Origin of the sequence: Parasedimentitalea denitrificans (assembly GCF_011813015.1) — a bacterium.
GTDB classification, from domain to species: Bacteria; Pseudomonadota; Alphaproteobacteria; order Rhodobacterales; family Rhodobacteraceae; genus Parasedimentitalea; species Parasedimentitalea denitrificans.
On the sequence record NZ_QHLQ01000036.1, the window covers coordinates 1 to 19,860 of the forward strand.

Sequence of the window (19,860 nt, forward strand, 5' to 3'; positions counted from 1 at the left end):
ACATCAAAAACAGGCTGCATAATCAATCACACAAACGAACCAGAGCCTCCAATGGTCAAGCCCCTCTGATGTTCCATTTTATATGACGACGGACACGTATAGAGAAGCTCGATGCTCTCGGCTTCGTTTGGACAGCCTGACGGGATGACGACTGATGGCTAACCTCACAAGGATAGTCGTGACAGCGCTGGCCGGCGTGCAATACTTGTGCTGGAGACAGAATTTAATGATAGCCAAATCATTCGCAGACATCCCTCAGCAATGGCGATAAAGTTTTCATGCTGGTGGCCACGCTAATGCCTGGTTGGGGCAGGATTTCGAGAAAGCTTAAGAAGCTGGAGCGCGTTAAGAAGGCGTTTTCTCTCTTTGTCCTGACCTGCCCCCCGAAGCTCCCTCATTCATAACGAGGGTCTGCGGGTTTGGATTTCATATTCGTCATCGTCAGTCTGACTGACGAGGGCGTCTCTACGCCTCCATTTTGCACGCTTGATTGGGAGCTAAGTGGATTAGACTTGCTTGATCAGGACTTCAAACAGTCGTGTCATTTCCGCTTTGTGCGCGCCATATCCGCTCCCCGCGCTCCAGGAAAGGTATAACATTTACCGTGGCTTGTCCTTGAGCGCGGCCGCTACAAGCGTATTTCTCCCTCAAAAAAGACAGAGAAAAAAGCGCGAAAAGGTTTGACATAATCGCACCACCCCTATTAGTTCGGTAGCTAGACGAACTAATAGGGGCCTGCTGTGCTTGACCAATCCAACCTCTCGCGACGAATGACACTCAGCTCAGTTGTTCAGGCCATCACAACCTATGGCCCAATATCCCGGGCCAGCGTCGCCAAAATGACAGGGCTTTCCAAGCAGACCGTTTCGGAAGTCGTGTTGTCGCTAGAGAAGGACGGTTGGGTTCAAACGGTTGGGCGCACTGAAGGCAACGTTGGCCGCCGCGCCGTAGTCTATGAAATCGTTCCCGAGGCAGCGCTGGTTGCCAGTGTCGATCTTGGCGGGACCAAAGTGCGCGTCGCTCTGTGTGACCTTACCGGAAAAGTTGTCGCTGAAATGGTGGAGCCCACCACACAAAGTGGTGGCGAAGCGGTGGTTGATCAAATTGGTCGCCTTATTCTTGAAACAGCCACCGTCCACAGCATTGATCAAGACAAGATACAGGTTGTAGTTGTCGGCGTGCCGGGTGTGCCCGAGGCCATAACCGGGCATGTGAAGATGGCCCCAAATATCAAGGGTATTGACACAATCAACTTTCCTGCCCTGCTGCACGAACGGCTTGGCGTTGAGGTTCTGGTTGAAAATGACGTCAATCTGGCGGCATTGGGCGAGCACTGGATGACCCATCAGGGTGACAAGGATGATCTGGTCTATCTTTCGATTGGTACGGGCATTGGTGCCGGTATTGTAATCGGCGGCAAATTGGTACGCGGTGCTTCCGGCGCTGCCGGCGAGGTAGGTTTCCTACCATTTGGCGCTGATCCGTTTGAGGCAGAAAGCAAAACCACCGGCGCTCTGGAACGGGTTTCCGCAACACAAGCCATCACCAGTCACTACTTTGAATTGACCGGCACCGCCAAAAACGTCCCCGATGTATTTGAAGCCGCACTAGCGGGTGACCAAGATGCCAAACAAGTACTGGAATCCGTCGCCAGCTATGTTGCCCGCGCCGTCGCCGCAATTGCATCGGTGATTGACCCCGCTTGCGTGATCATCGGCGGGTCAATCGGCGCACGAGAAGAGCTGGTTAGCCTGATCAAACCAGAGATTGACCGTTGCTTCCCCCGCTCCATTCCTGTCGAGCCTTCTATTCTGGGCAATCATGCCGCTCTTGCTGGCGGCACATCAGTCGCTCTGTCACGTCTACACATTGCGCTGTTTTCGGGCGGCCTTCCAGGCGCAAAAATAGTTGTTCCTCCACCTCAGGTTAAAACCTACCTCGAGGACGTGTCATGAGCGACAAAACGATCAATCACAAACTGAGGGATATTCAAGACAAAAATGCAGATGTTGAACTGCTACAAGCCGCGATTGGAAGACAAAGCATTACAGGCAACGAAGCGAATTTTGTCGAGCAGCTAAGAGAGGTAATGACCGCCAACGGGCTAAAGCCAAACACGGCTGACTTCCTGCCCGGCCGACCCAATATCTGGGGCCACCGAAAAGGCACAGAACCTGGACCCAGTCTTATGATTGTCGGTCACACAGATACGGTAAACGTACAGGGTTGGTCGAACGCATGGGAAGGTCAACCTCGTGAGGACCCATTCGGCGCAATCGAAGTTGACGGTGAAATTTGGGGGCGCGGCGCATGTGATCTCAAAGCCGGGATCTGCGCCTCACTGGCCGCGTTGCGCTTGCTGGATGCTGCCGATATCAAACTGCGCGGGCAGATTTCATTTGCCTTTATCGGTGACGAAGAAAGCGGTGAACCCGGAATGGGTGTCAGCGCAGGCGCCAAAGATCTTGTGCAGCGGGTCAAACAAGGTGAAATCGCTACCCCTGACTTTGCGATCTACGTAGAGCCAACCAAGCTAAACGTTTACACCGCGCAAATCGGCTTTTTCATCGCCGATGTCAAAGTGACTGGCAAATCAGCCTACTTTGGCACCCCGCAGGATGGTGTGGATGCTTTAAAGGCGACCCACAAAATCCTGACAGCCCTTTGGCGCCACGAAGAAGAGCTCACCGCTGGGCCTTCACATGATTTTGTCGGTCCGTCGGGCATTTTGGTGACAGACATCAAGGGCGGCGGATACATCGCCGTTCCCGGCGAATGCGCCCTGTCTGTCATCCGTAAACTTCGCCCCGGCGAAGATCTGGACCAAGCCGTCGCCCAGTTTGAAAATGCTGTGAACTCGGCTGAGTTAAGCGACGAAATTTCAGTTGAAATAAAGTACCCTGCCGGACGCGATCACCCTTTGGGGGGATCACCCGTAGAAATTGACCCCAATCACGACGCAGCACGTCTTTTGGCGACCTGTGTTCAACAAGAACACGCACAGGGCGGTCAAATTGGCGGCGCCCCCTACTGGTCCGAAGCCCCGTTTCTGGTGAACGCAATAGGCTGCCCAACTGTCTACTGCGCACCCGGCGACATCAGTGTCGCTCACACTTTCAATGAACGCGTCAATGTCGAGGAATACCTGGCTGCGGTTCGTTCATTTGCCCTGTTTATGGTTGCCTACTGCGGCACCGAGACGGGCGAAGAAGAATAACAAGGAGGAACCCAATGAAATATATCACAAAAACCTGCCTATCGGCTGCAGCCTTCGCGTTGGCAACTCTGCCAGCGCTGGCACAGACAACCGGACCACAAGGAGAAACAGCTACACCATCCAATGTTGTCGCTGTATCCGATGCCAATGTCGAAGCCGTGCGCGCAGGCAACCACACTGCCGCCCTGTTGTGGCACGACCAATCAGATTTTGTGAATGCCGTTACCGCTGGCGCGACTGCCGAATTTGAACGCCTAAACATCAAAGTTGTTGCAACCACCAGCGCTGGATTTGACGCCGCAAAACAACGCAGCGACATTGAAACCGTTTTGGTCAAAAAACCCAGCATCATCTTGTCCTTGCCACTTGACCCAGTGACCTCTGCTGCTGCCTTTGAAGAGGCCAAGGCTGAAGGCATCAAACTGGTGTTCCTGTCGAACCTGCCGTCTGGGTATGAGCACCCGGCCGACTATGCTGCCATTGTAACCGATGACCTGTTCCAGATGGGCAAACAGGCCGCAGATGCGCTGGCGAAATCAATGGGGGGCAAAGGTACCGTCGGCTGGATCTACCACGATGCCAGCTACTATGTGACCAACCAGCGTGACAATGCGTTTAAGACAACCATTGAAAACGACTACCCGAACATCTCGATCGTGGCCGAACAGGGCATCACCGACCCTGCCCGCGCAGAAGAGATTGCCAACGCAATGCTGCTACGCAACCCAGATCTGGGCGGAATCTATGTCACTTGGGCTGGTCCAGCCGAAGGTGTGCTGGCAGCGCTGCGTGCAAATGGCAACAAGACCACTAAGATCGTAACTCTGGATCTGTCCGAACCGGTTGCACTGGACATGGTACGTGGCGGCAACGTTGCAGCGATCATCGCCGATGAGGCTTATGAGCTGGGCCGCGCAATGGCCGCAGCCGCTGTTCTGGACCTGCTAGACCAGGACGTGCCGCCATTTGTTGTGGCACCTGCTGTCACTGTCACTGCCGACAACGTGGTCGAAGGCTGGATGCAATCCTTGCATATTGCCGCCCCAACAAGCCTAACCACCAGCAATTAAACTAAGAGCTTGCCCAGCAGAAACAGTCGCGTTCTGCTGGGCGGTTGCCCCGTTTCCCACAAGGCAAAAATTACAGCGTTGGCGCGCTGCCCAGCGGCTTACCAAATGGATCTGGAGGAAGTAAATAATGAACCTGTTTATTAAACTGGCCGCCATTTCTGTATTGCCAGCTGGCCCGACACTTGCATTGGCCGAAGCCCCGGAACGCCTGCGCTGATCATACTCTCTCCGCGAGGGGCGTGCGCGCGCCTCGTTCCTGCAAACACCGACTCTGAAAGACTGACATGACCCGCGTCACCTCACGCCTGAACGGATTGGATTTCCAGCAAGCGGTTGTCTACTTCGGCTTCCTTGCCATTTTCCTGTTCTTCGCAGTCACCCTCTATGACGATGGGTTTCTGACCCAGCGAAATCTGACAAACATCGTGCTGCAAACAGCACCCGCCACAATCATGGCCGTTGGATTGGTCTTTGCACTATCCGCGGGCGAAATTGATCTCAGTTTCGGTTCCATAGTTGCGGTCTCTGCATTGTCCTGTGCAGTCATCCTTCAGGATTACCCACTACCGCTTGGAGTTGCCGTAGGTCTGGGCGTTGGCATGGGCATCGGGGCCTTTAACGGTGTCCTGATTGCCTATTTAAAACTGCCTTCGTTTCTGGTCACCTTGGCTACCATGGGGTTGTTTGCTGGTATCGCCCGCTCGATGACCGACCTGCGGTCCATCCCGGTGATGAACGACACATTCACTGGTATCTTTGGCTCCGGCAAATTGTTCTCGGTCCCCTCACTGGTGATCTGGACAGTGATCGGCGTCGCCGTTGGTCATCTGATTTACCGCCATACCCGATTTGGTGCCCATGTGCTGGCCACAGGAGACAATCCCCGCGCCGCACAAGTGTCAGGCATTAAAGTACCACGTGTGCGTCTATACGTCATGATGATCTGCGGCGGTTGCGCGGGACTGGCCGGGTTGCTCTATGCCGGGCGCCTTCAGGCCGCAAAATACACCCTGGGCGAAAGTGATTTAATGACCGTAATCGCTGCGGTAATCGTAGGTGGCACGGCACTAAACGGCGGAAAAGGTTCAGTTATAGGCGCTCTTCTTGGTTCGCTCTTGATGGGGATGCTCAACAACGGCCTGATCCTGATGAACCTCAAGGTCTCCGATCAGATGATCGTTCGAGGCCTGATCATTCTCGTCGCAGTCGCCCTGTCTCTGCGCGACAGCAACCGCTAAGAAAGGAGCAGAAAATGTTTCTCGACACTCTCATGCGCCGCAACCCCACCTTTATCGAAGCTGCCATGGCGCTGCATCAACAAGGTAAGATCCCGGAAAATTCTTATGTACTTGACCTCGACACTGTCGAACGCAACGCCAAAACCTTTTCTGAGACCGCAACCAAACTAGGCCTCAAGACTTTTGCCATGACCAAACAGGTTGCCCGGCATTCTGGATTTTGTCAGGCCTTGATCCGTGGCGGCATAACGCGATCAGTTGCCGTGGACATGGATTGCGCCGTAGCCTGCCATCGCGCCGGGTTAAAAACCGGCCACCTTGGCCACCTAGTACAGGTTCCAAGCGGCAACGCAGATTTTGCGGCCAGCCAGCTTCAGCCGGACTATTGGACCGTGTTTAGCCACGATAAGGCAAAAGAAGCTGCGAAAGCAGCGGCCAAGGCTGGTCGCGTTCAGAACATTCTGGCCCGCATTCAAACCCAAGGCGATACATTCTATCGCGGACACGAAGGCGGATTTTCAGCCGAAGATATCTGTGAGGTCGCCGATCAAATCGACGCACTGGACGGTGCGCGTTTCGCAGGCATCACCACCTTCCCGGCCCTGTTGTTTGATCTGGAAAGCGGCAGCGTCAAACCAACTCCCAATCTCGATACTCTGAAACGCGCTGCTGCTGCCCTTGCCGCCGCCGGACGTACCGATATTGAAATCAATGCACCGGGCACCAACTCGGCCGCGGTTCTGCCTGCCCTTGCCGAGGCTGGCGCCACCCAATGTGAACCCGGCAACGCGCTGCACGGCACTACACCGCTGCACGCGATCGAGGATCTGCCCGAGGAGCCAGCGGTTTTGTACCTGTCAGAGGTTTCACACCAACACGGCGGTAATGCTTTTTGTTTTGGTGGCGGACTTTATGTCGATCCGGTGTTCCCGAAATATGATGTGAAGGCGCTTGTTTCGTCGCAACCAACCAGTGCGCGCAAAGATCTGGCCAGTGTCGAGATCCCCGATTATTCAGCGATCGACTATTACGGCATGATCGACGCAACTGGGGATGTGAAACCCAAGACCGGCGACACTGTTGTTTTTGGTTTCCGTGGTCAGGCCTTTGTCACCCGCGCCAATGTTGTTGGGGTTTCTGGTGTTTCCAGCGGAAACCCACAGGTCACCACCATCGAAAACATCTTTGGACAGGCCGTTGACTGGCCAGAAAAGGCTTTGTCATGACTGCTGAACAAAACGTGTTGTCCTTGACCAACATCCACAAGGCCTTTGGTGGTGTTGTCGCCATTCAGGACTTCTCGCTAGATTTGAAAGCAGGTGAAGTGGTGGCGCTGGTCGGTGATAACGGTGCAGGTAAATCCACCCTGATCAAGATCGTGTCCGGGGTCTATACTCCAACTTCAGGCTCCATTGAGCTGGATGGAGAAGAGGCCTCCTTCAGCGACGCCAGCTCCGCACGCAGCAACGGCATCGAAGTTGTCTATCAGGATCTGGCCCTGGCAGACCAGCAGCCGGTATTTATGAACATGTTTCTGGGCCGTGAGTTGACTAAACCACCCTTTGGCCTGCTGGACAAAGACCGCATGCGTCGCGAGTCACAAGAGCTGGTGGACGAGTTGGATGTACGTATTCCCTCAGCAAGTTCGACCATCAGCCAGCTGAGTGGAGGTCAACGACAAGGGATCGCTATTGCTCGTGCCACCCATTGGGCCAGCAAACTGATCCTGCTGGACGAGCCGACGGCTGCACTTGGCGTGGCGGAAACCGCGCGGGTCGAGGATCTGATCGAGAACCTCAAGAAAAAGAACCTCGCTATCCTGATCATAAGCCACAGCCTGGACCAGGTGTTCCGCCTATCCGACCGAATTTGCGTGCTGCGTCGTGGTCAACAGATTGGCATTCGAGAAACAGCTAAAACCGACAAGAACAAAATTGTCTCGATGATCACAGGGGTTGCCTAAAATGGATACGAAAATGATTGGCACCATCATGGCACGCGAAGTGTCTGAGATCCCTGAAGTCCTGCACCGACAGATCCAAGACGGTTTGGACAGCTATCTACTGGCAGGTCAACAAGCTGCACAGACACCCCCCCGTGGGTTTGTAACCTGCGCACGCGGAACATCTGACCATGCTGCAACTTTCTTCAAGTATGTGATGGAAACTCGAACAGGTCTGCCGGTGACCTCTATTGGGCCATCCATTGCCTCGGTCTACAAAACCCCATTGAAATTGCAGGATCTTATCTGCCTCACAATCTCGCAATCAGGCGGCAGCCCCGATCTGGTAGCGTTGCAAGCGGCGGCGAAACAAGGTGGAGCACAAACACTGGCGTTTTTGAATGTCTCTGACAGTCCCGTTGGCAGATCAGCTGACACGGTTCTGGATGTTCTTGCCGGACCGGAAAAAGCAGTCGCCGCCACAAAATCCTTCGTCAACACCCTATTTGCCATCCTTGGCTTTGCGGCAGGGTTTACCAACGACAAGGCGTTGGAAACCGCCCTGCGCAGTTTTCCCGATGCAGCCAAGAAAGCTTTGAACAATGACTGGAGCAAAGCGCAACTGTCCCTCGCCCGTGCTGGATCTGCGTTTACCGTTGGCCGCGGGCCGGGCTTTGCGGTCGCTGCTGAAGCGGCGTTGAAATTAAAGGAAACCTGTCGAATCCATGCCGAGGTTTTTTCAGCTGCCGAACTTCTGCACGGACCCGTCGTTTTGGCAGACAATCGATTTGCCAGTATGATTTTTGACAGCCGGGACGAGACCCGAGTTTCTATCCAAACCGTAATACAGACCATGGGCCAACGCGAAGCCATCGCTTTTGTAATTTCGCCTGATATTGGATGCCCAAATCAGCTGCCTGTGCCAACAGTAGATCACCCGTTGCTGCACCCACTGGTCCAGATTATCGGGTTTTACAGTTTTGTGGAAAAACTAGCCCGCAATCTTGGTGAAAATGCTGATGCGCCAAGCGGGTTGAACAAGGTAACCGTGACCGTTTGAATAAAGTGGGACTGTTCACACGAAGGAATGAGGGCAGATCCCGGTGGTGTTGGGATTCCAGAGAAAAAGCTTGGTCACGACTGGTACTGGGCAAGTAATCGCATCTTGTATCAATGGCAGTTCCATGCCGGCCATCCTGCAGAGCAAACCATTGATCTGCACCTCGCGGCCATTCGTCTGGTTGAGGATGTTCTTGAGGGAAAGCCTTTTTGGACCCGTCGCGGTTTGATACCGCTCCTTTGATAGCATTTATTGCAACAAAGGAGATGAAATATGGGACTGAACGGATCACGGTGAGGTAGACTACTTCAATCTGCTGCGCCACATTGAGACTTTAGGATACTACCTGCCCTTCAGTGCCGCATATCACCCCGAAAGACCGACCGACAACGGCCTTTCGGGGTGAGAGACCTTTGAAGAAGCGGCTTTGGATCGAACAGCATGACACCCTGTGGTCAGCCCAACTCACAACTCGAAGTATCTCCTCCGCAATACGACGTCATGCATCATGGTCGCCAAAGTGGTCAGATCGAATATTGGGCGCTTCAGCTGCCGCTGAAGATCATGGGCGTAGGGCGGCAAATCGGTGCATTCCAGAACAATCGCCCCAACATCCGGTGCGCGCTCAATCAATCGACGTCCAGCTGCTAGAACTTCGCGTTGGACCTCGACCAAATCCATCCCGTCTCTTTCGTTTCTTAGGATGACTGAGGCAAATTCCTCTGTATCCTCTAGACCTTGCACCACAATCGGAATGCCCTGTGCCCCGACGCCCTCGATATGCCTGCCGGTAAGAACAGCAGCGGACGCGGTCAGCACACCAACGGGTGCCCGGGTCATCTGGTAAGCCATCGGCACCTGCAACAGTGAGGACACAAAGACAGGGATCGAGACTGCCTCGGCGATTTCCCTCTGAAATAGTGCGAGGAAACCGCAAGAGCCGGTAATTGCCAGCACGCCTTGGGCATCGAGCCGGCGCGCCGCGTCCAGAATGGGTACAAGCATGTCAGGCGACGGGCTGTTCAATAGCTTGGGAACGGTGATCCCATGCAGGATTTCGTACGTCGTTGTGAACGGCAGGCTAGAGGGGTTCTTGATATGACCCGGAGGTTTGGGGAAATAGCTTTCCAGCGACAGAACACCAATGGAAATACCGCAGATATTTTGTCCACCAGGGTCAAAAGTCACGAGAGTGCTCCTTTAGAATCGGTTGGGTCGAAAGGGCGAGAGATCGGTATTGGCGGGTGTTTCAACCACAAGGTCAGCCACGATGCGTCCGGTTTTAGGCGCCATCATCAAGCCGTAATGGCTATGTCCAAAGGCAGCAATCAGCCCCGGAAAACCATTGATTTCACCAATACACGGCAGGCTATCAGGCAGACTTGGCCGCTGGCCCGACCAGGTTTGAATGTCGCTCTCGTTCAGGCCCGGCAGCATGGATCGGGTCAGCTGGATTAGTCCATCCAGCCGTTTTTGATTGGGTGGCGCATCTAGGCCTGCAAATTCGGCGGTACCAGCAACCCGCAGCCCGTCATTCATCGACGACGCGACAAATTTCATATCCATGTCCATTACCGAATGGTTCAGTGCGATACCCGGATCCTGAAACGACACATGATAACCGCGCTCGGCTTGCATCGGAATGCGGATACCCAGTGGTTTCAGCAATGTTGTCGACCAGACGCCCATCGCCAGGACCAATTTGTGCGACCGGCAGGGGCCTTCTGCGGTGTCATAAGCCCACCCACCATCTTCGGGTCGGATCGCCGTGACCTCTTGGCGCTGAATCTCTCCGCCCAAGGTGCGGAATTTGTCAGCCAGTACCGTGCCGATCTCACCCGGGGCCAGTGCCCGCGCCTGATCATGAATAAGCACTGCGGCTTGAAACTCGGGGCTCAAGGCCGGTTCAAGATCATGCAAATCTGCCGCTTCGATCCTTTCTAACCGCGCACCTTTTTCCCTGCGCATGACATAGCCGATGTCCGACAGATTGGCCGAATCCGAATTGCGAAAGGCATGGACATAGAGGCTATCACGCACCAAATCTTCGCGCCCAGTTCCGGCTAGGTGTTGGCGGAAAAGAGTCACGCAATCGTGGTTCAACAGTTCCATAGCATCGGAAATCGCTGGAATGCGTGATTTGCTTCCTTCGCGCATGAACCGAAGCCCCCAGTGGGCAAGCTGCGGCAGATAACTCGGTTTGACCGCCACCGGTCCCAAGGGATCCAGCAGCATGCCCGGCACCTGTTTCCACAGCCCAGGCATGGATTGCGGCACCACAGACCAAGGCGAGATGATCCCCGCATTACCAAAGGAGGTTGCTTGACCTGGGGCATCGCGGTCTACCAGCCGTACGCGCAGCCCCTTTTCAATCAGCGACAGCGCCGTACAGATGCCGACAATTCCCGCGCCCAGCACCGTGACGTCCAGAGCCTTATCCTTGGAGGTCTGGCTCATGCGGCAACCCGGTCCTGACGGAGGCTGGCCAGTTGCTGCAACACAGCCGGGGCAATGACGACCAATGCGATGAGATCCGAAGCTCCGCTCGGTGCCACCATCATCAACCCGCCAATTGCCATCAGGAGCCGCCAGAAGCCATGTAATGGAGCCAGAAAGTAAGCGGACACGGCCGTGGCAATGGCAAAGACACCGAGTGCACAGGTCAGACTGACCTGCAAGAAGCTGAGCACGGTAAAATACTCGGGCAGCACAATCAGCATTGTCGGCGCATAGACAAACACCATCGGCACCATCAGTTTCCCCAACCCCAGGGTAAAGGCGCTCATGCCAGTTCGGAACGGGTTGGCGCCTGCGATACCGGCAGCGGCATAGGCCGAGGCACAGACCGGCGGGGTGATCTCAGAAATCACACCGTAATACAGAACGAACATATGGGTGGCGAGCGGCGGCACCCCCAGTTGGTTCAGGGCCGGTGTGGCGACAGCCACCAGCATGATATATAGCGCCGTGGTCGGCAGCCCAGCCCCCATCAGGATACAGGCCATAGCGATCAGGACCAGGGACAGGAATTGCTGGATCGAACTGTGGCTAAAGGTTTCAAGACCGGTCCAGTCCAGCAGCGGGGCCAGCGTCGCCGCCATATCTGCCGCACCACCAGTCACCATAAAACCAAGGCGGAACCCAACTCCGGTTGTGTTGATAACGCCGACAACAATGCCAACCGCAGCCGAGGCCGCCCCCACCGCCAGCGCATATTGAACACCGACGTGAAAACTATCAAACAGGTCCCGGAAGCTTTGTCTTTTGTTGCGATGCAGGCTGCCAAGGATGGTCAGCGCCGCCAGCATTCCCGCCATCTCGGGGGAATACCCCTCGCCAGAATAGGGCGATGCTTTCCAGAAGATGAACCCCAGTAAGGCGAGCGGAATAGGCAAGGTCAGCGGACGGTCCATGCCACAGAATCCCACGACAATACACAGGTTCAGCCCGATAAAGGCGGCCATATTGGGGGAGTAGCCAGAGAACAGCACCAACAGCAGCGCGATCAGTGGAATGATCGTATACCAGCCGTCTTTCCAAACGGCTAGCATATTGGGCAGTTGATCTCGTGTATAGGTGGGCAATCTCAACCGTTTAGCGGTGAAATGCACAATCGACATCACGCCGATATAGTGCATCAGCGCCGGGACAATGGCAGCGATCACGATGGTGGTATAGGGCACCTCAAGATACTCAGCCATCAGGAAGGACGCAGCGCCCATGATAGGTGGCGTGATCTGCCCTCCAGCCGAGGCTGCGGCCTCAACACCGCCGGCAAAGTGGCCGGGATAGCCCATCTTCTTCATATTGGGGATGGTCAGCGATCCGGTAGAAACCGTATTGGCAATCGAGCTGCCCGAGATGGTGCCAAAGAAGGCAGACGATATGACTGATACCTTAGCCGGTCCGCCGGTATAGCGCCCGGCCAGGATCATCGCATTATCGACAAAAAACTGCCCCAGCCCCATGCGCTGCGCCACCACGCCGAACAGCACAAAGTGAAACACTACTGTTGAAACCACCCACAGCGTGACACCAAAGATGCCCTCGGACGGGAAGTACATATTGTTGACGAACTGCTGCCAGTTGACGCCCGGATGCTTAAGAATTTGCGCCGGCATATAGGGGCCAAACAAAGCGTAGACCATAAAGACCAAGATAATAAGCGGCAGCACAAAGCCGATTGTACGGCGGGCAATCTCTAAAACGGTTAGGACCAGAATGGAGCCAAAGAACACATCAGGCCTCGATGGGTTTCCCTGACGTAGCGCTTGCTCTGCAATGTCAAATCCAAAGCCGTTAAACCCACGCCAGCTAAGCCACAGGAAAAGCGCAGCAGAAATGCCCAAGCCAGCCAGAGCCCAATCATATAGTGGCACATTTCCCGGTGCCAGCACTCGCGAACCCCGCCATTCTAAGGCACGTGCTGACTTGATCAGTGGAAAGCCAACAAAGATGAACAGGAACAACCCCGACAGGTGAACGCCCATATGAACGTGGTCAACCGGCGTGCCGAACCCTGCGGTCCACAGGTGATAAAGCGCAAAGCCGATGCTTGCCCAGTAAATCACCCTGGTCAGAACAGGGCCATTGTCACGGGTGTTCAGCGCTGAATCGTACTTCTTTTCCAGCTCTTCCAGCGTTTTATTATCGAGATGCGAATTGACGGGCATAGGAGGTTCCAAAAATCAGGATGCTATTGCCCTGTGCCGGCGCAGACAAAATGGCTGCAGCCATGCCACGTTCAGGCAAACAAAAGGCGGCAGCGAAAAGAACCTCTTCGCTGCCGCAGTCGGGAGAGGTTGATTATTTGATCATACCCATTTCACGATAGAACCGCTCGGCCCCGGGGTGCAGGGGAACACCAATGCCTTCGACGCCTTCCAGTGCGGTCTCCAGCGTGATTGCACGACCTTTAGGATGGCCATTGTCCAGCAGCTTACGGGCAGTATCAGACCACATTGCCTTGGTGATTTCATAGATCAGCTCTTCGGGCTGGTTGGCATTGGTCACCAACATACCCGACACGGCAACCGTGTTAACGTCGTAATCTATACCCTGGTAAGTGCCTGCGGGGATTTTCGAAGGAATGTAGTAAGGCACCGTAGTATTTGCCATCTTGATCTCTTCGGCGGACCAATTGTGCAATTCCATCCCTTTGGTGTTGTCCAGTTGGATCATCGCGGCCACTGGGGTACCAGCAGCATAGAAATAGGCATCCAGCTGGCCATCAGCAATACGTTCCGCGGACTGACTGTTGTTCAGTTCGGCTTCATCGATATTGTCGCGATTGATACCGTAATCCCCCAGGATCAGTTCAACTGCAATCTGGGTGCCAGACCCTGCCTGTGCAATGCCGACGCGCTGACCTTTGAGATCACCAAGATTGCTCAGGTTCTGGCCCTCTGGCAGCACCAGATGCAGATCCTCGGGATAAAGATTGGCAATCACCCGCAGATCAGGCTTGGCGTTGCCCTCAAACTTTTCCGTTCCGTGATAGGCAAAATGCAGGGTCGCGGCACCGGACAGGCCTGCCTCCATCTGACCTGTTTGGATCGCATTCACATTATGCGCCGAGGCATTGGTTGATTGCGCCATCGCCACCAAGCCGGGCACACCGCAGTTGCCGCCTTCTTCGCAGGCCCGTGAGCCAGGTGGGTTGGAAATCGCATTGGCAATAATACCACCAATGGGGAAATAGGTCCCGCCTGCCCCGCCGGTGCCAATACGGAAAAAGGTCATGTCTTGTGCATGTACAACCCCGGTTACCATGCTGCATGCCAGCGCCGTTGCGGTAATTTTCTTGATAAAGCCCATTGTCAAATTCTCCCTGATATCGTGCTGCGCCCCGTTTTGGCCGGGAACGTTTGTTGCAATTTCGATTGGCCAAGGGTGGTTGGCAATTTAGATAAACACAAACTCAAAGTTTTATGGTATCCATAAATATTCTTTATGTATGGAATCTTTTCTTGAACTTGCAGCAGCTTACAGTCTTTAGGGAAATTATGAGATCCGGCTCGATCAGTCAGGCCGCCCGCAATTTACACCGGACCCAACCGGCCATCAGCGCCTCACTGAAAACACTGGAAACGGATCTGGACATGCCGCTTTTCCTGCGCGAAGGACGGCGATTGGTGCCCGTGCCCGAGGCGCATTATCTTCTTTCCGAAGCCAAAGAAGTGCTCGACCGGATAAGCACAGCGGAGCAGAATCTAACGGCACTCCGTGATCGACGAACCGGGCATCTGCGTATTGTTGCCATGCCTGGTCCGTCGGCATTTCTGCTTCCTGAGTTCATCAGTCGCTTTATCGCAGATCGTCCCGAAGTACATGTCACCGTCGCCACACGAAGTTCGCCTCAGGTACGTAATCTGATCTCGGCTCAGGGCTTTGACGTGGGTTTTTGTGACCTTGAGGTTCTTGATGAACCCGACCGTCTATTCCTCAATGAAAGCATGACCTGCAATTGCTTGTGTGCCTTACCCATCGACCATCCCTTGGCCGCGCATAAAATTATCACCGCCAAGGATCTGGATGGTCACCCGATGGGAGCTTTGCAACCAACTCATTCAACGTTTTCCAACACTCAGGCGGCCTTTGCTGCCATGGATACGGAATTCAAAATCCGCGTGGACATGCAGTATTTTCTGCCGCTGTTTCCCTTTATCGAGGCCGGACAGGTTTGCGCCGTCGTTGATGTGCTCAGCGCATATTCATACCTGCGCAGCAAAGGTGATGCGGCGCGCATCGTCTTTCGGCCATTCAAGCCAGATGTCCCGTTTGGCTACTCGATCCTCACTCCGCACCAGCGCCCCTTGTCCTGTTTGGCCGAGGAATTTGTGGACCGGTGGAGAGACTGGGTGAAAACTCAGCTGAAGGCTTGGGAGCGGCCAAATGGAGAAACGTAAGGTGGTCTGTCGCTCCATCGTCATGCTTTTCTGTTGGACCAGATCACGATGGTGCAAGGACCAAGAGTGAATCAAAACCTACCCTGCACACGACTGACACCAATACAGCCACTATTAGCGGGTCCTGATTATGCTATCAAATTCCGCCAGTTCGCGAACCAATTTCTGAAGGCCCGGCGCACCGGTTGATGCCGAGGGGCTTACAATCCGAATTGGCCATTTCAGTTCAACGGTCAGCGGCACGCCGATTACTTCGGGTTCGGCAACTAGGTTCAAAGACCCCTGATCTACAATTGCCCGGCCTACACCCTGAGCCACCATTCTGATCAGCGCGGATTGGGTACCTGCTTCCGCCATGACCTGAAAGGGTTCACCGGCCTGATCAAACATATGCTCGACGGCGCGGCGGAACGGACTGTGAGTTGGCAGCATTACTTGAGGTACGCTTGCCAGTTCTGCCAACGATATCTTACCAAGATGAGAAAGTTTGTCATCCGAATGTAAAATGGCAGTTGGCATGACATCTGCCGCCCGGATGCATGCCAGATTAGGATCTCCGGGGTCCGAGGAAATGACCACGCAGTCTACACGCCCTTCTCTTAGTGCTGCGAGACATGAGTCTTCGTTCAGCACATCGACATCAATCCTAAGTGCTGGATGTCGCGCCATGAGACGACCCGCCGCACTGGCGACCCGGGTATCCGCCACAACGGGAAGCGCGGCTACTCTCAGGTGGCCACCCATCCCTGAGGCAATTTGGCGTGCAGCATCCCTGACTCTTTCCAACCCGTGATAGTGTTTTAGTGCCGCCTCTTGCAGGCTGTGGGCCGCTGCGGTCGGTTCAAATTTACGTCCCGACCGGTCAAACAGCGCTACCCCAATTTCAGTTTCAAGTTCTGCGACTGCCCGACTGATCGCAGGTTGCGAAATATGCAATGCTTCTGCTGCTTTACGCGTCGATTTCTGGCGATAGGCCATCTGGAAAATTTCAATCTGGCGGGCGGAAAGGCGCATGAGGATTGATAACAGAAACGCATCAAGTGATGCAACTTTTTGATTTTTTAAGTATCGAGATTGGCGATATGTAAGGTGTAACTGCCTGCTGAAAGGAACGCCTTTGCCCCTGGATATAACATTACTGCTGCTGGCAATATTCATGGGAGCCGTGCTTCAGGTTGGGGTCGGGATTGGGTTTAGCATTGTTGCGGGCCCTCCCATGATGGTTTTGCTGGGAACTTCGGTCGCAGTTCCTGTCCTGCTGATGCTGAATACGCTGGTGTCAGCGGTTGCCGTTGACTGGCGCATTTGGATAACCGAGAAAAAGACGATTAAGACTGCGATTATGGGGTGTCTGTTAGGCGTGGTACTAGGGTTGGTTGTTTATCCCTATTTGTCAGAACAAATCGTACTAGGCTTAACCGCTATGTTGTTGCTGATTGGTGTTCTAACAACGCTGATCCCACTTCGCTCGGTGGTCCGGACAAGTGGCTTTGCGTCGATCTCCGGATTGTCTGGTTTATCCACAGTTTGGGCCGCAACCCCCGGACCTCTGATGGTGTTTGGTCTGATCGCAACCGGTCGGTCGGCTCATGATACCCGTAGATTAGTCCAACCCATAGCGCTGGTCGCATATGGTGTTGCACTGCTGTTGCATAGCATGGTGAACGGGGGAGGTTTTGCACAGGCGCCCGGGGTTTGGACCTTCGTCTCGGCCACGCTGTTGGGCAGCATTCTTGGCCGCGTGGTCGGCCCACTGCTGCCTCAGCACCTGATTAAAAATGCCATTCGGGTCATCTCAATCCTGGCCTGTTACGCGCTTTTCCGGCGCGCCTATTTGGTGAGTTAGACAAGAGGCATAATGATGCAAAACGACGAAATTCTGGCCCGCTTTCCACGCGCACCGCTCATGAATGGTGAAACGCCTTTGGTCCGATTGGACCGGATGTCTGAGCGCCTTGAAATTGATTTGTGGCTCAAGCGGGATGATCTTACTGGCCTCGGGTTTGGCGGCAATAAGACCCGTCAGCTTGAGTTCTACTTTGGCGACGCGTTGGCGAAGGGGGCTGATACGGTCCTTATCACCGGTGCGGTGCAATCAAACTATGTACGTTCAGCGGCGGCAGCGGCGGCGAAATTGGGACTGAGCGCCATTTTGCAGTTGGAAGAGCGGGTCGCGGGTATGGGAGAGCCATATTACACGTCTGGGAATGTTCTGCTGGCCAAAATATTGGGGGCGGAGCACATCAGCTATCCAGAGGGGGAAGACGAAGCCGGGGCCGATGCCGCGCTTCATGCACGCTCTGATCAGATCAAGGCCAACGGTAGAAAGCCATATGTGATCCATCTGGGGTTGGACCACCCGCCGCTCGGCGCCCTGGGATATGTGGCCGCAGGATTGGAACTCTGTGAGCAGATGGATGATTTTGATGCTGTCGTTGTTCCATCAGGCAGCGGTGCAACACACGCGGGGCTCTTGACCGGGTTGCGCTTGTCAGGTCAATCGGCCCCGGTCCACGGGATATGTGTGCGTCGTGATCACCAACAACAGCAGCATCGGGTAAAAACAGTGCTGCACAAATTGTCCAGATTGCTGGACATTGACCCAAAACTGACCTCGGATGCTGTGCATGCCTGGGATAATGCGTTGGCCCCCGGTTATGGGAAGATGGGTCTAAGCACTCAACACGCGTTAGGTTTGATGGCACGAACCGAAGGGGTTTTTCTCGATCCTGTTTACACCGCAAAAACTTTCGCTGGCTTGTTGGACCTGATTGAGAACGGTCACATTCTAACCGGGCAAAAGGTTGTCATGTTGCATACTGGAGGTTTGCCTGCTCTCTTTGGTTATCAAGAGGAATTTTGAGCAGTGTGTACTGATCTGGACTTACAGTGATTTACCGAGAAACATTCCGCAGCGAAAACCTCAATTCGTAAACTGGTTCGTCCACCAATGTCATCGCTGCGGAAGTAAAACAAACGACCGAACTGACAATTTTCATCCTTAATCGGAGTGTTCTCGATGCCAAACCAGCTTTCTCAAGATCTAGCTGATCTTCCCACGCGTATTACGGGGCCGGCTGCATGGATCGGACAAGACATGGCAGACAATCCTGATGCCTGGCTTTATCAACTAAAACCAGAAGGCATTGCCGATCTTGAAAACGCAGCTCGGCATTTTCTTGCACTGGAGCTTGATGTTGGAGAGATTTCTAAGGAAACCTTTCCTCTCACAACATTTTCCACTCATGTTGGGGAATTGAGTAAGATCCTGTTGACTGGAGCGGGCGTCCAAGTGCTGCGCGGTCTGCCAATCGTAGGGTACTCTCAGAAATTTGCTGCAACCATTTTTTGTGGTCTTGGCGCCCATCTGGGAAGCGCGCGTTCCCAAAATGCACAAGGTCATATTTTGGGGCACGTTCGCGATATTGGTGGTGATGTCAACGATCCCAACAGCCGCATTTATCAGACATGCGAACGCCAAACCTTTCACACGGACAGTGCTGATGTCGTCGGCTTACTATGCCTGCGAGAAGCCAAGGAAGGGGGGCGGTCGTTACTTGTAAGCGCTGTATCCATCTACAATAGGATGAAGGCCGAGCGACCAGATCTTCTGGCAAAGCTCTTTGACCCAATCGCCACTGACCGTCGGGGTGAAATTCCAGAAGGTGCCAGGCCCTTCATGGAAATACCCGTTTTGAATTGGCATAAGGGGCAATTGACGGTATTCTACCAACGTCAATACATCGACAGCGCCCAACGGTTTGACGGCGCTATGCCGCTTACGACTGAACATGTTGAAGCGCTAGACATGTTCGATGAACTAGCCAATGACCCAACACTTTGTTTTGGGATGCAATTGGAACCGGGTGACATGCAATTTGTCTACAACCATTCACAGCTGCATGATCGCACAGGCTTTCTCGACTGGCCTGACCCCAGTAAGCGACGTCACCTCATGCGCCTCTGGCTTTCGGTCGATGGCGACCGACCACTGCCTGAGTGCTTCAAAGAACGTTATGGCTCAATTGAAATTGGCAATCGCGGCGGAATAATCACTAAAGAAACCAAGCTGCACGCACCTTTAGACTGACAAGTGGCGCAGGATGTTGTGTTGTTTTGAATAGGAAAGTATCGGAAACTGCCACCTCCAGATTCGGTGGCGGCCCAATGCCGACTTTGGCCCTTCACGACCAAACGTATCACTTTCGCCAAATGGATAATGTAGAACCATTCCTATCCTTCGCCGCAATAGTCATAAACGACGGCTTTGGGCCGATCTTGTCAATCCAATTTATCTGGTGCCCCCGACTTTGCAAAGTTCGCTTCCTGCGAATGTTGTTGAAAAACTCGAAGTTTTCGCGTGTCCGTATAACGGGACAATGTGTTCCCGCCTCTGTTTCACGCTGCGGCTTTGGCCTGGATTGG

At 54.1% G+C, this 19,860-nt stretch carries 17 protein-coding genes; 12 read left to right on the forward strand and 5 right to left on the reverse strand.

Translation table 11 applies throughout. From position 1 onward, the window contains the following. Window positions 1-740 precede the first annotated feature (740 nt). The 8 genes from DL239_RS20285 to DL239_RS20320 all read left to right on the forward strand — a co-directional run bounded on the left by DL239_RS20285 (window position 741) and on the right by DL239_RS20320 (window position 8,770). Window positions 741-1,955 carry an ROK family transcriptional regulator gene (locus DL239_RS20285; RefSeq protein ID WP_167685924.1) on the forward strand — a complete coding sequence of 405 codons (1,215 nt, stop codon included), beginning with the start codon at window positions 741-743 and terminating at the stop codon, window positions 1,953-1,955. Continuing rightward, window positions 1,952-3,217, forward strand: coding sequence for a M20 family metallopeptidase (locus DL239_RS20290; protein ID WP_167685925.1), 1,266 nt, complete (start codon window positions 1,952-1,954; stop codon window positions 3,215-3,217). The genes DL239_RS20285 and DL239_RS20290 overlap by 4 nt, the downstream gene beginning before the upstream one ends. Window positions 3,218-3,231: 14 nt before the next feature. Then, complete coding sequence (locus tag DL239_RS20295) at window positions 3,232-4,287, forward strand: substrate-binding domain-containing protein (RefSeq protein ID WP_167685926.1); 1,056 nt, start codon at window positions 3,232-3,234, stop codon at window positions 4,285-4,287. A 284-nt stretch (window positions 4,288-4,571) separates the two neighbouring features. After that, window positions 4,572-5,525 carry an ABC transporter permease gene (locus tag DL239_RS20300; RefSeq protein ID WP_167685927.1) on the forward strand — a complete coding sequence of 318 codons (954 nt, stop codon included), beginning with the start codon at window positions 4,572-4,574 and terminating at the stop codon, window positions 5,523-5,525. 14 nt (window positions 5,526-5,539) lie between these two features. After that, window positions 5,540-6,751, forward strand: a complete 1,212-nt coding sequence (locus DL239_RS20305; protein ID WP_167685928.1) for an alanine racemase — start codon at window positions 5,540-5,542, stop codon at window positions 6,749-6,751. After that, window positions 6,748-7,488, forward strand: coding sequence for an ATP-binding cassette domain-containing protein (locus tag DL239_RS20310; RefSeq protein ID WP_167685929.1), 741 nt, complete (start codon window positions 6,748-6,750; stop codon window positions 7,486-7,488). The genes DL239_RS20305 and DL239_RS20310 overlap by 4 nt, the downstream gene beginning before the upstream one ends. A gap of 1 nt (window position 7,489) precedes the next feature. Continuing rightward, entirely contained in the window at window positions 7,490-8,527 is a 1,038-nt protein-coding gene (locus tag DL239_RS20315) for an SIS domain-containing protein (protein WP_206188565.1), read from the forward strand. Window positions 8,528-8,554: 27 nt separating this feature from the next. Beyond that, complete coding sequence (locus DL239_RS20320; protein ID WP_167685930.1) at window positions 8,555-8,770, forward strand: hypothetical protein; 216 nt, start codon at window positions 8,555-8,557, stop codon at window positions 8,768-8,770. Between the two features lie 222 nt (window positions 8,771-8,992). On the opposite strand, the gene DL239_RS20325 is transcribed toward DL239_RS20320, so the two are convergent. The 4 genes from DL239_RS20325 to DL239_RS20340 all read right to left on the reverse strand — a co-directional run bounded on the left by DL239_RS20325 (window position 8,993) and on the right by DL239_RS20340 (window position 14,344). Beyond that, window positions 8,993-9,715, reverse strand: a complete 723-nt coding sequence (locus tag DL239_RS20325; protein ID WP_167685931.1) for an aspartate/glutamate racemase family protein — start codon at window positions 9,713-9,715, stop codon at window positions 8,993-8,995. Window positions 9,716-9,727: 12 nt separating this feature from the next. Then, window positions 9,728-10,984, reverse strand: a complete 1,257-nt coding sequence (locus DL239_RS20330; protein WP_167685932.1) for an NAD(P)/FAD-dependent oxidoreductase — start codon at window positions 10,982-10,984, stop codon at window positions 9,728-9,730. Beyond that, the gene (locus DL239_RS20335; protein WP_167685933.1) at window positions 10,981-13,200 is read right to left on the reverse strand and encodes a TRAP transporter permease; all 2,220 of its coding nucleotides are present in this window, start codon (window positions 13,198-13,200) and stop codon (window positions 10,981-10,983) included. The genes DL239_RS20330 and DL239_RS20335 overlap by 4 nt, the downstream gene beginning before the upstream one ends. Window positions 13,201-13,333: 133 nt before the next feature. After that, the gene (locus DL239_RS20340; RefSeq protein WP_167685934.1) at window positions 13,334-14,344 is read right to left on the reverse strand and encodes a TAXI family TRAP transporter solute-binding subunit; all 1,011 of its coding nucleotides are present in this window, start codon (window positions 14,342-14,344) and stop codon (window positions 13,334-13,336) included. A gap of 113 nt (window positions 14,345-14,457) precedes the next feature. Here DL239_RS20340 and DL239_RS20345 point away from each other — a divergent pair, with 113 nt between their 5' ends. Next, on the forward strand, window positions 14,458-15,435 hold the full coding sequence (locus DL239_RS20345) for a LysR family transcriptional regulator (protein WP_255456315.1): 978 nt from the start codon (window positions 14,458-14,460) through the stop codon (window positions 15,433-15,435). A gap of 114 nt (window positions 15,436-15,549) precedes the next feature. On the opposite strand, the gene DL239_RS20350 is transcribed toward DL239_RS20345, so the two are convergent. Further along, window positions 15,550-16,449 (reverse strand): LysR family transcriptional regulator, encoded by a 900-nt coding sequence (locus tag DL239_RS20350; RefSeq protein WP_167685936.1) that lies wholly within the window; start codon window positions 16,447-16,449, stop codon window positions 15,550-15,552. 103 nt (window positions 16,450-16,552) lie between these two features. Between DL239_RS20350 and DL239_RS20355 the strand changes: the two genes are divergently transcribed. The 3 genes from DL239_RS20355 to DL239_RS20365 all read left to right on the forward strand — a co-directional run bounded on the left by DL239_RS20355 (window position 16,553) and on the right by DL239_RS20365 (window position 19,525). Beyond that, window positions 16,553-17,281 carry a TSUP family transporter gene (locus tag DL239_RS20355; RefSeq protein ID WP_255456316.1) on the forward strand — a complete coding sequence of 243 codons (729 nt, stop codon included), beginning with the start codon at window positions 16,553-16,555 and terminating at the stop codon, window positions 17,279-17,281. A 12-nt stretch (window positions 17,282-17,293) separates the two neighbouring features. After that, window positions 17,294-18,298 carry a D-cysteine desulfhydrase family protein gene (locus DL239_RS20360; protein ID WP_240932095.1) on the forward strand — a complete coding sequence of 335 codons (1,005 nt, stop codon included), beginning with the start codon at window positions 17,294-17,296 and terminating at the stop codon, window positions 18,296-18,298. Window positions 18,299-18,454: 156 nt separating this feature from the next. After that, the gene (locus DL239_RS20365) at window positions 18,455-19,525 is read left to right on the forward strand and encodes a TauD/TfdA family dioxygenase (protein WP_206188567.1); all 1,071 of its coding nucleotides are present in this window, start codon (window positions 18,455-18,457) and stop codon (window positions 19,523-19,525) included. The last annotated feature ends 335 nt before the right edge of the window (window positions 19,526-19,860 follow it).